Genomic DNA, 14857 nt, shown 5'->3' with positions numbered 1-14857 from the left:
CAAACGCACAGCGTGCGGGTTCAGAAACACAGAAAACTCGGCCCGCCGGATACGCTTCCACTGCACCCGCAAACAGCGGGCCGCAACCCAGACATCATGCTGATTGCCCGCTCAAAATCGAAGAGCCGGATTGATGAGGAGGTCACGTCGAAGCCCTCAAGAGTCTTGAGAACCGGGAAGCCCGCAGCCTTGAGCCGGTTGGCGGTGTTGGAGGCGTCGCGGGCCGCGATCTCGGCCTCGACCAGGGTGCGCAGCACCTCTTCAGGTGTCCAGCGCTGCGTTTTGGCGGTCAACAGGACTTCGGGGGCACTGCGACGCACGGTGGCCAGCTTGAGTCGCCGCAACCCCGCATCGAGATCGGCCGCCAAGGGCGGAACACTGGTGGGGGCAACGGTTTTGGCGCCAGTTGTGCTCATGCGCCGCTCCCGTCACGAGTGTTGTCGATCTTGTAGGCGTCCAGGGGCCGGGTCGAGGAGACCGGCAGATCGAGCACCAGCGCATCCCCGGCTGGACGGGGTTGTGGGATGCCAGTACCGGCAGCCAGGATGGAGCGCACGTCCGCAGCGCGGAACCGTTTGAATGCCACCGCGCGGCGCATGGCCGCCACCAACGCCTGCTCACCGTGAGCAGCGGCGAGCCCTAGCAGGATCTCCAAATCTTGGCCCAGGCGAGTGTTTCCGATCGCGGCGGCACCGACCAGGAATGCCTCGGCGTCCTCGCCGAGAGCGCAGAATTGTTTCTCTGCAGTGGTTTTCGGGCGCGGTCCGCGACTGGGCGCTGGACGTGGCCCGTCATAGTGTTGATCGAGGATCGATGTTTCGCCGGGGGCGACCAGCTCGTGCTCGGCCACGATCGCTCCCGTGGCCGGCTCGACGACGATCAGGGCGCCGTGGTCGATCACGATCGTGACGATCGTTCCGATCAGTCGGGTGGGTACCGAGTAACGCGCCGAGCCGTAGCGGATGCAGGCCAGCCGGTCGACCTTGCGCGTCACCGACGCCGCACCGATCTCGGGTCGCAGCGACGGCAACGGTGCCAGCACTTGCCGCTCGGCGGCCAGGCGTTGGTCGGGCACCGCGGCGATCTCGGAGTGCATCGTGGCGTTGACCTCGACACACCACGCTGCTGCAGCCGCATTGGCCACCGCCAGGCTCACCGGTACCCTGGCGATCTGCGCCTCGGTCAACAGCGGCACCACCAGGTCACGCTGGGAATAGCCGCAGAGGTGCTCCACGATCCCTTTGGACTGTGGATCGTTGCCGTGACACCAGTCCGGGCGGAAACCGTAGTGGGTGGCAAACCGGACATAGTCGGCGGTCGGCACCACCACGTTGGCGACCACCCCGCCTTTGAGACAGCCCATCCGGTCGGCGAGCACTTTGGCCGGCACCCCGCCAATCACGGCCAGCGCCTCGGCGATCATCGCCATCGTGGTCGTGGCTTTCTGATCGACGGCGAATCTTACGAACCGCCATCGTGAAAACGCCAACACTGCGCAGAACGCGAACAGCCCCGGGGCGACCTCGGCCCAATCGATGACCAGATACTCGCCCGCTGCCCACACCGCTGGACGACGGCCACGGTGATGATCCTTGCGCCACAACGCTTTCTGTGCGGCCACCAGCCGCCGAAAGTTACGTGCTGAGCCCTCATAGCCGTCCGCGCGGGCGATCGGCAACAGCCGCTTGGCCGAGATCCGACCCGCCGACTTCTCGATCCGCTCAGCAACCAAGTCGACGACCTGGTCGAAATTGTGGGCACGCGGCGCCCGCGCCGGCGGCTCGCCACCAGCCTCGGCCCGCTCCACTACCCGCTTGACCGTCTTGTGCGTCGTGCCGCACAAATCGGCGGCACCTCGATACGTTCCGATTTCCCGATACGTCGAGACGATGTTCATTTTCTCCCTTGCAGACTTCAATGGAACTCCCTGGGCGGTGAAGTGACAGTTGGCGCTATCACCGTCACCGCCCAGGCCACGGGCTCCCCGGATCGACACGACAAGCAAGGGAGTGGGGACTTCTATCTGGCCATCAGCGGGGACCTACACCTGGCCACCAATGGGGACTTTTACATGGCCACGGACAGATCTGAGGTCGCACGTAAACCGGCAAACCGCCGAGCAGGAGCGCGATCACAAGTAGGAAGCCTCCTACCGCCGCCCGTGTCGTCCACGGTAGGAAACGAGGAAGATGCCGTAGCAATCGGCCGTCTATAGGCGTCTCGATGTAGCCCACGTGAAGCGCAATGGCTGTCCGCACGAGCGAACAACAATGGCGCGCCTACACCTAGCGATACCGGCGACGGGCTCAGCTCGTCCGAGCAGCACCACGCCGCTTATCGAGGAATCGTTGCACCCCATCCGCAAGCTGCCTCGCGTGGCCGAAGATGTTGGTGTCGGCTCCGGTGTGCGCAATCGGATTGGGGCCCTCGAAGCGAGGATCCGTGACATCGCCGGCGGGTTGGAAGCGCGCGTCAACCGAAAGCCGAAAACCCTTGCTGCGGTTGTCCAGCGTTGCGTGTAGGGCGCGGGTGCTGAAGATGATCACGTCACCGAGTCGGTAGTCGGTGCTGAGCCAGCGAGTGCCGAACTCTTCACGGACGCGGTCGGGTCGACGACTGTAGCGCCCGCCGTGCACCAACGAGCCGTGCTTGAAACGCGCGGCGTCGAAGTAGCCGAGTTTGTCGGCGTCCATTTCCAGGTAGCTTGCGGTGTGCGGATTCTCGTGGTGTGAATTCTCGAGAATCATCAGCGGTCCGTGCGACATGGGCAGATCCATCAGCGGCATCCATGCCGTGTAAATCCGCGATGTACCACGCGGCATGTACACCCAGTCGCAGTGGGGCAATTCGCTGCGACCCGGGCCGGCGACGCGCGGCCAGTTGTAATCGAGACACTTGGCCTCCTCACCGAAGATGGCCTTGAAGATGGCCGTCAGAGCTGGCTGGCGAGTGAGCGCGCGGCGTTCATCCTGGCTTATGTGATCCATCACTCTGTAGAGCGACAGGTCGGGACGTGCAGGAAACAGACTTGTGGATCGGTCGCCGTCGGGATCGATCAGGTCTAGCCGCCGCAGCTCATCGGCGATGGCTTGCTGAACTGCGAGCAGAACCTCCTTGTCGAGAACGTCGCGGAGAAAAGCATATCCGTCCTCGTTCAGCCGCTCCCGCAAAGCGGGCCCGTCGCCGGCGTGCTCGCTCGACTCTCGCAAGAGGCCGAACTTGCTCGCATCCTGGTCGATTACCGAACCATTCGAAGTGACCACGGCTTGCCCCGTCCCAAACTTCGTCGTGTCATTGTCGGCAGAAGCTTACGTGAGTGGTACTCCGTCCGCGCAAGATGCCAGCCGCCAACAATCCGAAGTCTTTGGTCGTGGGTCCGATCACAGCATTTGCAGGACACTTCACAGCAACTTCCAAACTTTATCCGGCGTCACGTCGATATGCGACTTCGCCACGAGTCGCCAGCCGGCCGGGACCTGGCTGATACTGAATAAGGAACGCCCCACCCCATGCATCACTGAACGTCACCTAGGGTGAGATCTTGCGAATCAGGTGGGAGTCGTGAGGGACTACGAGACGGACGATGTGTCGCGCACTGGATCCACCGGCGCGGGTGCGTGCTGGGCGATCGTGCTCGCGGCGGGCACAGGGGCCCGTTTCGGCGGTCCCAAACAGTTCGCTGAGCTGGCCGGAATGCCGATGTTGGAACATCCCGTCCGTTCGTCGGCCACGGTTTGTGGCGGCATCGTTGCGGTTCTGCCGGGGGGTGACCTCGATCGTTGGAACGCCCCGATTGGCGTCCTAAAGGTTGCAGGTGGCGCCACTCGCGCTCAGTCGGTTCGTGCCGGATTGTCCGCAGTTCCCGATACGGCTGAGGTCATCGTGATCACCGACGCCGCGCATCCGCTCGCCACTCCAGATCTCTACCGTCGTGTTGTCGAGCCGGTTCTCGAAGGGGCAGATGCTGCGATTCCTGGCCAACTACCCCGGATTTTTCGTAGGAATTGATTCGGGCCCAGTCTGATGGTGAATTGTGCTGCTGGGTAGTGGTTTCGGTGTGGTGGCGTGGTTGATTGGTCCCGTGTCGCCGGGTGGGGCGGGCTTTCCTTGGGGCCATTGGTCTTTCATCGTTGGTGGGACGTGGGATCAGCGGCTAGCTGAAGGCCGAGCGGATGCGTTGCCAGGCAGTGGCGATGGGGGTGGCCCATCGCCAGGTGGCATCGAGGCGCAGCCGCAGTTGGCGGGCGCCGCGGGTGATGCGGGCGGCCACATGCAGGACTCGGTAGCGGAACGTGGCGATCTCGGCGCGGGCCAGCGCGGGTTGGTCACCGAAGCCGATCAGGCGGGCCCAGGTGACCAGGTCAGCGGCGGCCAGAACGATTTCCAGCCAGGCCGCGTTGGCCCAGAACGAGTGGCACGGCAGGTTGCGTAGCCCGGTGGCTTTGAGTTCACGGATGCGGTCTTCGACGCGGGCATGCTGGCGGTGCCGTAGTTCCAGACCGGCGACTTGGCCGGGCACGGCACCGGGTTCGGTGTCGGTGATGAATGCGGTGACCCGCATGCCGTCGGCGTCGGTGAACCGCAACTGTGCTCCGGGGTGGGGACGTTCTTTACGCAGGATCAGCCGGGTCCCGGCGGGCCAGTTGTCCAGGTTGACCAGGTCGGTGGCCTCGGCGACCCAGGCCCCGTCACGAATACCGCCGTCGGTGTCGATCGCCGGGTACCAGCCATCGCCGATGTTGAGGGTGTCCACCGCGTCTTGGACCCGCACATCGACGGGGTAGCCGAACGAGAATCCGACCCCGGCAGCCCGGCACGCCTGGGCGAAGCGGTGGGTGGCTCCGGCGGTGTCGCTGCGGATCAGCACCCGCGGCTTGTCCGGGTCTGCGGGGTTGTCGGGGTCAGGCCGCCACCGAGCCGGAAGCGATGCCAGTGCCCGAGCCAGCACGATGATGTGGTCAGAAGCGGTGTTGGAGCCGGCGTTGCCGTTGCGCAGCATCCCAGCCACCGCTTCCCCACCGGAGATCTCGGGGCGGTCCACAAACGCCAGCAGCGGGTGGTAGCCGAACGTCTTCTTCCAGGTCGACGCGGCGCCGGCCTTATTGTCGGAGTGATCGAGAACCAGGGTCGCATCGATATCGATGGACAGCCAGCCGTGCAGGGCCGGGCCCGCGCCGGCCTCCCACGCCGCTGCCCGCGCTTTGGCTCGCGCCACCCATATCGCCGGCAGGTGCGCGGCGTCGATGCGCTCATCGACCAGCCGCCACATCGTGGTCGTCGAGGCCTTCACACCGAAGACGTGCTCACGATCGGCGCACAGCTGCCCGACCCCGTCGATGCAGTCCGCGCCGTCAGCGACCGCGGCGGCCAGATCGGCGAACACCTCGCCAGGCGCGTACACCCACGGGCCCCGGTAAGTGTCCGCCAACGCGGCCGTGACCTGCCCTGATAGACCCGTGCGGTCGGCGAGCTCGCGCAGCATGCCCATCCCGGCATGCGACACGACACCCTGGCCGTCAGCAGACACTTTCACCCGCGATGGGCCCGCGATATTCTTCACCTGCGAAGTGCCTTCCCGTAGGAATGATTGAACCCTAGACAAGTCCAATTATCCCCTGCAGGACAGGCACTTTCGCTTATCTACACCCCGACGCACACAACATTCCACGAAAAATCCGGGCTACTTGCCGAGGTGGTCAAGGAAGTCGCAGTTACCGCGGTCGAGGCCAGTGGCGTCGTTGTCGAAGCCGTCCGATCTCTGCCACGGGAAACCCATCGGATGATTCAGATGCCGCATGCCTTTAGGGCGGACTGGCTGCGACAGGTACATGCGGACGGCGCCGAAGCAGTTGAGGACTCTGAAATGGTGGCACAAGCGGGCGCGCGGGTGGTGGTTGTCGACGGCGAACCGTCCAACATTCATGTCACAACGCCCGAAGAACTGGTCATGGCGAATGTTCTGGCACCGTGGGTTTTCTCGCCGCCGCCGTGAGATCAGACTGCACCGCGTTGGCAAGGGCACTCACTCCGCGAATGCGGAGCCGTAAACGCCGCAGCGAGGTCTGCCGGGTCAGGCCGGGATGAGCTCCACGCCGGCCAGCGCGACGGCGTCGTCGCGCTCCGGCGCGGTGACGATGGCGGTGAAGCCATCACCCTCTTTCCAGATGCTGGCCTTGAGCGTCTCGCCCGGGAACACCACTCCCGCGAACCGGGCGCCGTAGCTGCCGACGCGGGCCGTATCGCCGTCGAGCAGGGTGTCGACCATCGCCTTGCACGTCATGCCGTAGGTGCACAACCCGTGCAGAATCGGACGCGGAAAGCCTGCGGCGGCGGCGAATTCGGGATCCGAATGCAGCGGATTGCGATCACCGCACATGCGGTACAACAACGCCTGTTGCGCAGATACCGGGATGGCCAGCTCGAAATCCGCTGCGCGCTGCGGGGGTTCCAACGACGTCGACGGGCCACGTTCGCCGCCGAAGCCGCCCTCGCCGCGCGCGAATATCGACCGCTTCTGCTTCCACAGCACTGCGCCGTCGGGTGCAGAAACCGTGGTCTCCGACCAGATCACCGCGGCCTTGCCCTTGTCCCAGATATCGGTGAAACGCGTGACCGCGATGCCGGTGCCCGAGGGTGGGATCGGTCCCGGAGCCGAGACCGCCTCGCTGGCGTGCAGCACCTTCGACAGCTCGATGTCGATACCGGGGAACTGGACGCTTGGCGGTTCGGTCATGTGAAAGCTCTGCGCCACGTTGGCGAACGTCGGCAGCACCTGGGGGGTGCCGTCGGTCAGGTAGCGCAATTCGCGCTTGTCCATCGGGTCGCCGCCCGCCCCGAGGCCGAGGTGGTAGAGCTGGATATCGCTACTGGTCCACGAGAATTCGGCGGGCGGTAGCTCGGCGCCCAGCGCCTCGTCGAGATTGATCGGCATCAGTTCTTCCCCGCAATGTGCAGCGCCGCCAGGTATCCGAACGTCATGGCAGGTCCGATCGTCCCACCCGGTCCCGGATAGGTGTGACCCATCACAGGCGAGCTGACGTTGCCCGCGGCGTAGAGGCCTTCGATGATCGAGCCGTCGTCGCGCAGCGCGCGCCCGTGGATGTCGGTGCGGACGCCACCCTTGGTGCCAAGGTCGCCGGGCACCATCTTGGCGGCGTAGTACGGCGCGTTGTTGATCTCACCGAGGTTGGGGTTCGGCTTGTTCGTCGGATCGCCGTAGTAGCGGTCGTAGGCGCTTTCGCCGCGCTGGAAGTCCTCGTCGACACCGGAACGGGCGAACCCGTTGAAGCGGTCGACGGTCGCGGTCAGCGCATCGACGGACAGCCCCGTCTTCTCGGCCAGTTCCGCAATGGTGTCGGCCTTCACGATGACGCCGGACTCCATCCACTTCTTCGGAATCCGTTGTCCGGGCTGCAGACCGGCGAAGATGTACCGATCACGATAGGTCTGGTCGAACACCAGCCACGCCGGGATGTTCTCGCCGGGACCAGGGCCCTGGCCGTACTCGCCGCCGTACATGTGGTGGCATGCCTCGACGTACGGCATCGACTCGTTCATGAACCGCTTGCCTGCCATGTTCACGATGATCGACCCGGGAGAGTTGCGTTCGGACAGCGCGAACCACGGCGCATCCACCAACGGAACCGTCGGGCCCCACCAGGCGTCTTCCATGATCTCCAGTGCGGCGCCCAGCTTTTCGGCGGCCAGGATCCCGTCGCCGGTGTTGGCCTTCGCGCCGACGGTCCACTCGGTCGTGATCGGGGCGCGCTGGTACTTGACCCGCATTTGCTCGTTGTGCTCGAAACCACCCGACCCGAGGATCACGGCGCGGCGCGCCCGGATCAGCTGCGGTTCGGCATCAGCGGAGTCGCGGGCATCGACGACATAGATGCCCTTCACGACGCCGTCCTCGACATAGAGATCGGTGAGTGCGGTGTTCAGCTGGACCGGCACCCCCACCTTCTGGAGCCCGATGCGCAGCGGCGCGATCAGCGCGCGGCCCATGCCGACGAGGTTCTTGCGCCGCAGGTTGGCCCAGACCGATCGCACGCCGACCTTCACGCTGCGCAGCAGGCCGCGCGGGTGGCGCTTCATCTGGTTCAGCCGAACGTAATCCTGCTGCATCACCACCATGTTCAGCGGCACCTTGCCGTACGGCGGCTCGAGGCCCTTCTCGTCGGGCCCGAGCTTGCGGGCGTCGAACGGCTTCGGCTCGATCGAACGACCCGCGGGCCGTCCGCCCGGTGTCTCTGGGTAGTAGTCGGAGTAGCCGGGCACCCAGCACATCTTCAGTGGCGAGTTCTTGAGCACGAATGACAACATCTCGGGTCCGCGCTGCAAGTAGGTGTCGATCTTCTCCGCGGGCACGACATCGCCGATGATCGCGTGCAGGTAGGTGCGCGCCGCCTCGGGACTGTCTTGGACACCATCTCGCTTGAGAATCTCGTTGTTCGGGATCCACACACCGCCACCTGACCGCGCAGTGGAACCGCCATAGTGCGCAGCCTTCTCGACGACTACTGTGGAAAGTCCCTGGTGGGCGGCTGTGAGGGCGGCTACCAAGCCGGCGGCGCCGCTTCCCACCACGACGACGTCATACTCCTGACCAGTCATGTAGAACACGTTATAGAATTGCCCGGCCGAACAACAGGGCCGGTCGAACAAACGAGGGGACTTCACGAAAATGTTGCCCGCGCAGGTGCGTGAACAGCTCGCAGCCGACTTGGCCCAGGCGGAGCGCAGCCGCGTCCCCATCAGTCCGTTGACCGATGCCCACGCCGATATCGACGTCGTCGACTCCTATGAGATCCAGCTGATCAACATCCGGCAGCGGATCGCCGAAGGCGCCCGGGTCATCGGGCACAAGGTCGGTCTCTCGTCGGAGGCCATGCAGAAGATGATGAACGTCGACGAACCCGACTACGGGCACCTCCTCGACGAGATGGAGGTCTTCGAAGATCGAAAGGTGCCGTCGGCGAATTACCTGTATCCGCGGGTGGAGGTCGAGGTCGGCTTCATCCTGGCCGACGATCTGCCGGGCGCCGGCTGTACCGAGGACGACGTGCTGGCGGCGACGGCGGCGTTCGCCCCGGCGATCGAGTTGATCGACACCCGCATCACCGACTGGAAGATCAAGCTCTGCGACACCATTGCCGACAACGCCTCATCGGCGGGCTGGGTGCTCGGTGAGGCCCGGGTGTCGCCCAAGGACATCGACATCCGCAATATCGATGCCGTGCTGACCAACAACGGCGAGGTAGTCGCGGAGGGCCGCAGTGATGCGGTGCTCGGAAATCCGGTCACCGCCGTGGCGTGGCTGGCGCGGAAAGTCGAGAGCTTCGGGGTGCGTCTGAAGGCCGGTGACATCGTGCTGCCGGGATCGTGCACACGTGCGATCGATGCACCGCCGGGGAGTAATTTCGTCGCCGACTTCGCCGGGTTAGGTTCAGTCCACCTGAGTTTCGAATAGCTAGGAGCACCAATGCCCCAGAAGGCATCAGTCGCCATCGTCGGTTCGGGAAACATCAGCACCGACCTGCTGTACAAGCTGCTGCGTTCGGAGTGGCTGGAACCGCGCTGGATGATCGGGATCGATCCCGAGAGCGAGGGTCTCGCGCGGGCGCGCAAGCTGGGTCTGGAGACGTCGCACGAAGGTGTGGACTGGCTGCTGGCCCAGAGCGAGAAGCCGGACCTGGTGTTCGAGGCCACCAGCGCCTACGTGCATCGCGACGCCGCACCGCGCTACGCCGAGGCGGGCATCCGTGCCATCGACCTGACTCCCGCCGCCGTCGGTCCCGGCGTGATCCCACCGGCGAACCTGCGCGCACACCTGGATGCCCCCAACGTCAACATGGTGACCTGCGGTGGTCAGGCCACGATTCCGATGGTGTACGCCGTATCCCGCGTCGTCGATGTGCCCTACGCCGAGATCGTCGCGTCGGTGTCGTCGGCGTCGGCCGGGCCAGGAACGCGGGCCAACATCGACGAGTTCACCAAGACCACGAGTGCGGGTGTCGAGGTCATCGGCGGCGCGAAGCGGGGTAAGGCGATCATCATCCTGAACCCGGCCGATCCGCCGATGATCATGCGCGACACCATCTTCTGTGCCATTCCCGAGGATGCCGACCACGACGCGATCACGGCCTCGATCAAGGACGTCGTCGCCGAGGTACAGACCTACGTGCCGGGTTACCGGCTGCTCAACGAGCCGCAGTTCGACGAGCCGACGATCTACAACGGCGGCAACCACCTGGTGACCACATTCGTCGAAGTGGAGGGTGCGGGTGACTACCTGCCGCCCTACGCTGGAAACCTGGACATCATGACCGCCGCGGCGGCCAAGGTCGGCGAGGAGATCGCCAGGGAAAAGGCCGGGGCGTCTCTGTCCGCATCATCTGGAGGCCAAGCATGAGCACCGACGAAATCTACTTCGACCCCATGTGGGACATCCGGATGACGGACACCTCGCTACGCGACGGGAGCCACCACAAGCGGCATCAGTTCACCAAGGACGAGGTCGGAGCCATCGTCGCGGCGCTGGACACCGCGGGCGTTCCGGTCATCGAGGTGACCCACGGCGACGGCCTCGGCGGGTCCAGCTTCAACTACGGGTTCTCCAAGACCCCGGAGCAGGAGCTGATCAAGCTGGCCGCCGAGACGGCCAAGGAAGCCAAGATCGCCTTCCTGATGCTGCCCGGAGTCGGCACCAAAGAGGACATCAAGGAGGCGCAGAACAACGGCGGGGTGATCTGCCGGATCGCCACCCACTGCACCGAGGCCGACGTCTCGATCCAGCACTTCGGCCTGGCCCGCGAGCTGGGCCTGGAGACGGTCGGCTTCCTGATGATGAGTCACACCATCTCCCCGGAGAAGCTCGCCGCGCAGGCACGCATCATGGCCGACGCCGGCTGTCAGTGCGTCTACGTGGTCGACTCCGCCGGTGCGCTGGTGCTCGAGGGAGTGGCCGACCGGGTCGCGGCGCTGGTAGCCGAATTGGGCGACGACGCCCAGGTCGGATTTCATGGCCACGAGAACCTGGGGCTCGGCGTCGCCAACTCCATCGAGGCCGTGCGCGCGGGCGCCAAGCAGATCGACGGCTCGTGCCGCCGGTTCGGCGCCGGCGCGGGCAATGCGCCGGTCGAGGCGCTGATCGGGGTGTTCGACAAGATCGGCGTCAAGACCGGTATCGACTTCTTCGACATCGCCGATGCCGCCGAAGAGGTCGTGGCGCCTGCGATGCCGCAGGAGTGCCTGCTCGACCGCAACGCGCTGATCATGGGTTACTCCGGCGTGTACTCCAGCTTCCTCAAGCACGCCATCCGCCAGTCCGAGCGCTACGGGGTGCCCGCGCATCAACTGCTGCACCGCGCCGGCCAACGCAAGCTGATCGGCGGCCAGGAGGACCAGCTGATCGACATCGCGCTGGAGATCAAGCGCGAACAAGAAGCGGCGCCGGCGTAGTTCACACCGTCCGGGCTTCCTGATGTGCCCGGTGATCTGATTTTCGCTCGGTCGCTGCGCCCAGCGGATACGCTCCGGTTGCGACCGACAGGTCGTCAACAGTGAGGAGTGATCGTGATGACCGCCTCTGTTACGAACGTTCGCCGTGGCCTCTTCGGCGTGCTCGCCGGTGGCGTGCTCACCTTCGGCGCGGCGGCGATGCTGGCCCCGATGGCCACCGCCCAGCCCAATCCCGCCGCACCCAATTGCACGGCGGCCAACGTGGCCAGCACCGTCAGCGCTGCCACCGCGGCCGAGAGCGCCTACCTGCTGGCTCACCCGCAGCACAACGAGGCACTGTCGGGCATCTCGTCGCAGCCGCAGGAACAGGTACAGGGCGCCTACAACGCGTATTTCGAGCAGAACCCGCAGGCCAGAGATGAGCTTGCGGCCGTTCATCAGCCGGTGAGCGCGCTGAGGGAGCAGTGTGGCATCAACGTGACGCCGACGCTGGTGGCCAATTCCGTGTTGACCTCGACCCAGACGCCGGCGGGAATCGACACGCCGAATCTCAACCAAAACGAGGTAGACACCCCGGCAGGCGTGGATCCGCCGTCCTAGAAGTCCGCTGACGGGTTTATCGTCCGGAGCCCCACCGGTGAGCGTCACACCGGTTCGGCACGATGGGACGATGACGACCCGCGACGACGCTCAGGCGATCCTCGAGCAGCTGGCCGGTCCGACCGCCCGACTGCGCGACGACCAGTGGAAGGCCATCGAGGCACTGGTGGTTGGTCGGCAACGCGCACTGGTAGTCCAGCGCACCGGTTGGGGTAAGTCGGCGGTGTATTTCATCGCCGCCAAGCTGCTTCGTGAAGCGGGTCGCGGTCCGACGGTGATCGTGTCGCCGCTGCTGGCATTGATGCGCAACCAGGTCGCTGCCGCGCAACGCGCCGGAGTCCACGCCGCCACCATCAACTCGAGCAACGTCGCCGACTGGGACGAGATCAACGATCGTGTGCACCGCCGCGAACTCGACGTCCTGCTGGTCAGCCCGGAACGATTGAACAATCCCGACTTTCGCGATCAGGTGTTGCCCGCGCTGGCTCACGATGCCGGTCTTGTCGTGGTCGACGAGGCGCACTGCGTTTCGGACTGGGGCCACGATTTCCGGCCGGACTACCGGCGCATCCGCACCCTGATCGATGAACTGGGTACCGACGTGCCGGTGCTGGCGACCACGGCCACCGCCAACGACAGGGTCGTCGACGACGTCGCCGCCCAATTGGGGGTCGGTGGACAGGACACGCTGGTGCTGCGCGGCGGCCTCGATCGCGAGTCGCTGAGGCTTTCGGTGGTCAAGGCGGGCAACCCGGCACAGCGCGCGGCTTGGCTTGCAGCACATATTGATTCGCTGCCGGGTTCGGGAATCGTATACACCCTCACCGTTGCTCAGGCACACGACGTCGCTTCGCTGCTGCGCGAACAGGGCCATGAGGTCGCCGCCTACACCGGCTCCACCGAGGCGGCCGAACGCGAACAACTCGAGGCGGATCTGCTGGCCAACAAGGTCAAGGCGCTGGTGGCCACGTCGGCACTCGGAATGGGGTTCGACAAACCCGACCTCGGCTTCGTCGTCCATCTCGGTGCGCCGTCGTCGCCGATCGCCTACTACCAGCAGGTCGGCCGCGCCGGCCGATCCACGGAGAGCGCCGAGGTGATTCTGCTCCCCGGCCACGAGGACCAGGATGTCTGGCGGTATTTTGCTTCGGTGGCGTTCCCGTCGGAAGCCATGGTGCGCAACGTGATTGGCGCACTGGAACTCGAGCGGCCACAGTCCACACCCGCGCTGGAACCCCTCGTCGACCTGGGACGGTCCCGCTTGGAGATGGTGCTGAAGGTGCTCGACGTCGACGGTGCGGTGCGGCGCGTCAAAGGAGGCTGGGTCGGCACCGGGGCGGCGTGGGAGTACGACGAGCCGCGCTACCGCAAGCTCGATGAGGCCCGAAAGCGGGAACAACAAGCGATGCTCGACTACCAAGCCACCGATGGTTGCCGGATGGCGTTCCTGCGGGGTCAACTCGACGATCCCTCACTTGAACCGGGCGAGCGGTGCGGTCGCTGCGACAACTGCACCGGCGAACATGTCAGCGCCGACGTCGATCCGGGTGCCACCGAGGAGACCAGACAACGACTCATGCGGCCCGGGGTCGAGCTAACTCCGCGTAAGCAGTGGCCGTCGGGGCTGGCCAAGCTGGGGGTGGAGCTGAGCGGGAAGATCAGTGACGGCCCGGCGCCCGGCCGGGCGATCGGGAGGCTGACCGACCTTGGCTGGGGTGCACGGTTGCGCCGCGTGCTCGACGAACCCGATGGCGAGGTGTCGCAAGACCTGGTGGCCGCCGCGGTGAAGGTGCTGGCCTCCTGGGACTGGGCCGATCGGCCGACGGCGGTGATGGCGCTGGACTCAGACCGGCACCCGCTGCTGATCTCGTCGCTGAGCCGCGAGCTGGCTCGACTCGGCAGGCTGACCGACCTGGGCACCCTTCAGTACTCGCCGACGCGGCGGGCAGTGACCGCGGCGAACTCGGCTTACCGCGTCGCGGCGCTCGATGGCGCGTGGAGGGTGCCGGATCCGGATCCGATCGCATCCGCGGGTGGACCGGTACTGCTCGTCGACGACCTGTCCGACAGCGGGTGGACGCTGACGATGGCGGCCAGGGTCGTGCGTGCCGCAGGTGCGGTGGATGTGCTTCCCTTCGCACTGGCCAGCACCAATTGAGAAGCGTGACACGCCGCCCCCGCCAGGGATTTGTTTGAGCCCGCCCCCATACCGGTTACGCCTTGAGAAGCGGCCATGCGGTCGCAGACTAAAGGAGTGATTCGATGAAGATGTCCGAAAAGACCGTGCGACGCGGCCTGTACGGCATGTTCGCCGGGGGTCTACTTGCTTTTGGTTCCGCGGCGATCGTCATACCGGTGGTGAATGCCCAGCCCGCCCCCGGTCCAGGTTCCGAGCCGCAGAATTGCAGCGTCAGCGCAATCGCCGACACCTCACGCTCTGTGTCGGAGTCCACGAGCATGTACCTGACCTCGAATCCTGAAACCAATAACGCGCTCTCGGAGATCGTGTCGGCATCGCCCGCTGATGTGACGCAGGCGTTCCGCACGTACTTCGCGGAGAATCCGACGGTCGAATCCGAGCTGATGACCATCAACCAGCCGGCGATCGATCTGGCCAGTCAATGTGGCGTCCAGGTGGCACCCACCCCGATCACCGAGGCGCTGACTGACCTCTAATCGCTGACCGGTCCCCACCGCTCGATCGCGTCGGCCCTCCCGCCGGCGCGATTGAGTGCTTTCCAACCGCCCCATGTTCCATATATGGACCGATTCGGTCGATATATTGACTCTTGTTAGA

At 65.3% G+C, this 14857-nt stretch carries 12 protein-coding genes and 2 pseudogenes; 8 read left to right on the top strand and 6 right to left on the bottom strand.

Annotated features, from left to right (window positions below; translation table 11 throughout):
* Positions 1-95 precede the first annotated feature (95 nt).
* The 3 genes and pseudogenes from CSQ99_RS25565 to CSQ99_RS25555 all read right to left on the bottom strand — a co-directional run.
* A pseudogene (locus tag CSQ99_RS25565) lies at positions 96-416 on the bottom strand (ATP-binding protein); the annotation flags it as partial.
* Positions 413-1918 carry an IS21 family transposase gene (istA, locus tag CSQ99_RS25560; RefSeq protein ID WP_099041809.1) on the bottom strand — a complete coding sequence of 502 codons (1506 nt, stop codon included), beginning with the start codon at positions 1916-1918 and terminating at the stop codon, positions 413-415. The gene istA and the pseudogene CSQ99_RS25565, both read right to left, overlap by 4 nt.
* Before the next feature lie 388 nt (positions 1919-2306).
* Positions 2307-3263 carry a phytanoyl-CoA dioxygenase family protein gene (locus CSQ99_RS25555; RefSeq protein ID WP_099041798.1) on the bottom strand — a complete coding sequence of 319 codons (957 nt, stop codon included), beginning with the start codon at positions 3261-3263 and terminating at the stop codon, positions 2307-2309.
* Positions 3264-3561: 298 nt separating this feature from the next.
* Between CSQ99_RS25555 and CSQ99_RS25550 the strand changes: the two genes are divergently transcribed.
* Positions 3562-4008: an IspD/TarI family cytidylyltransferase gene (locus tag CSQ99_RS25550; RefSeq protein WP_218014616.1), complete on the top strand. Its 447-nt coding sequence runs from the start codon at positions 3562-3564 to the stop codon at positions 4006-4008.
* A 145-nt stretch (positions 4009-4153) separates the two neighbouring features.
* On the opposite strand, the gene CSQ99_RS25545 is transcribed toward CSQ99_RS25550, so the two are convergent.
* Positions 4154-5560: an IS1380 family transposase gene (locus tag CSQ99_RS25545; RefSeq protein ID WP_099041797.1), complete on the bottom strand. Its 1407-nt coding sequence runs from the start codon at positions 5558-5560 to the stop codon at positions 4154-4156.
* Positions 5561-5692: 132 nt separating this feature from the next.
* Here CSQ99_RS25545 and CSQ99_RS25540 point away from each other — a divergent pair, with 132 nt between their 5' ends.
* Entirely contained in the window at positions 5693-5992 is a 300-nt protein-coding gene (locus CSQ99_RS25540) for a 2-C-methyl-D-erythritol 4-phosphate cytidylyltransferase (RefSeq protein ID WP_218014615.1), read from the top strand.
* Positions 5993-6070: 78 nt separating this feature from the next.
* Here CSQ99_RS25540 and CSQ99_RS25535 read toward each other — a convergent pair whose 3' ends face one another.
* Together CSQ99_RS25535 and kstD are read right to left on the bottom strand one after the other, a co-directional pair.
* A complete protein-coding gene (locus tag CSQ99_RS25535; protein ID WP_099041795.1) occupies positions 6071-6931 on the bottom strand; it encodes a MaoC family dehydratase in 861 nt (286 codons plus the stop codon).
* The gene (kstD, locus tag CSQ99_RS25530) at positions 6931-8613 is read right to left on the bottom strand and encodes a 3-oxosteroid 1-dehydrogenase (protein WP_099041807.1); all 1683 of its coding nucleotides are present in this window, start codon (positions 8611-8613) and stop codon (positions 6931-6933) included. Before kstD ends, CSQ99_RS25535 begins: the two co-directional genes overlap by 1 nt.
* Positions 8614-8683: 70 nt before the next feature.
* On the opposite strand from kstD, the gene CSQ99_RS25525 reads away from it, so the two are divergent.
* The 6 genes and pseudogenes from CSQ99_RS25525 (at position 8684) to CSQ99_RS25500 (ending at position 14736) form a co-directional block, all read left to right on the top strand.
* Positions 8684-9469: a 2-keto-4-pentenoate hydratase gene (locus tag CSQ99_RS25525; protein WP_099041794.1), complete on the top strand. Its 786-nt coding sequence runs from the start codon at positions 8684-8686 to the stop codon at positions 9467-9469.
* 12 nt (positions 9470-9481) lie between these two features.
* The gene (locus CSQ99_RS25520; protein ID WP_099041793.1) at positions 9482-10411 is read left to right on the top strand and encodes an acetaldehyde dehydrogenase (acetylating); all 930 of its coding nucleotides are present in this window, start codon (positions 9482-9484) and stop codon (positions 10409-10411) included.
* Positions 10408-11483: pseudogene (dmpG, locus tag CSQ99_RS25515) on the top strand (4-hydroxy-2-oxovalerate aldolase). Before CSQ99_RS25520 ends, dmpG begins: the two are co-directional and overlap by 4 nt.
* A 94-nt stretch (positions 11484-11577) precedes the next feature.
* Positions 11578-12060: a hemophore-related protein gene (locus CSQ99_RS25510; RefSeq protein WP_099041806.1), complete on the top strand. Its 483-nt coding sequence runs from the start codon at positions 11578-11580 to the stop codon at positions 12058-12060.
* A 70-nt stretch (positions 12061-12130) separates the two neighbouring features.
* Positions 12131-14218: a RecQ family ATP-dependent DNA helicase gene (locus CSQ99_RS25505; protein WP_099041791.1), complete on the top strand. Its 2088-nt coding sequence runs from the start codon at positions 12131-12133 to the stop codon at positions 14216-14218.
* Positions 14219-14322: 104 nt separating this feature from the next.
* Positions 14323-14736: a hemophore-related protein gene (locus CSQ99_RS25500; protein WP_099041790.1), complete on the top strand. Its 414-nt coding sequence runs from the start codon at positions 14323-14325 to the stop codon at positions 14734-14736.
* Positions 14737-14857 lie beyond the last annotated feature (121 nt).

It is taken from the genome of Mycobacterium neglectum, from assembly GCF_002591975.1.
Taxonomy (GTDB): Bacteria; Actinomycetota; Actinomycetes; order Mycobacteriales; family Mycobacteriaceae; genus Mycobacterium; species Mycobacterium neglectum.
Note: the sequence above shows the minus strand (reverse complement) of the source record. Positions and strands in the feature narration are given on the sequence as shown.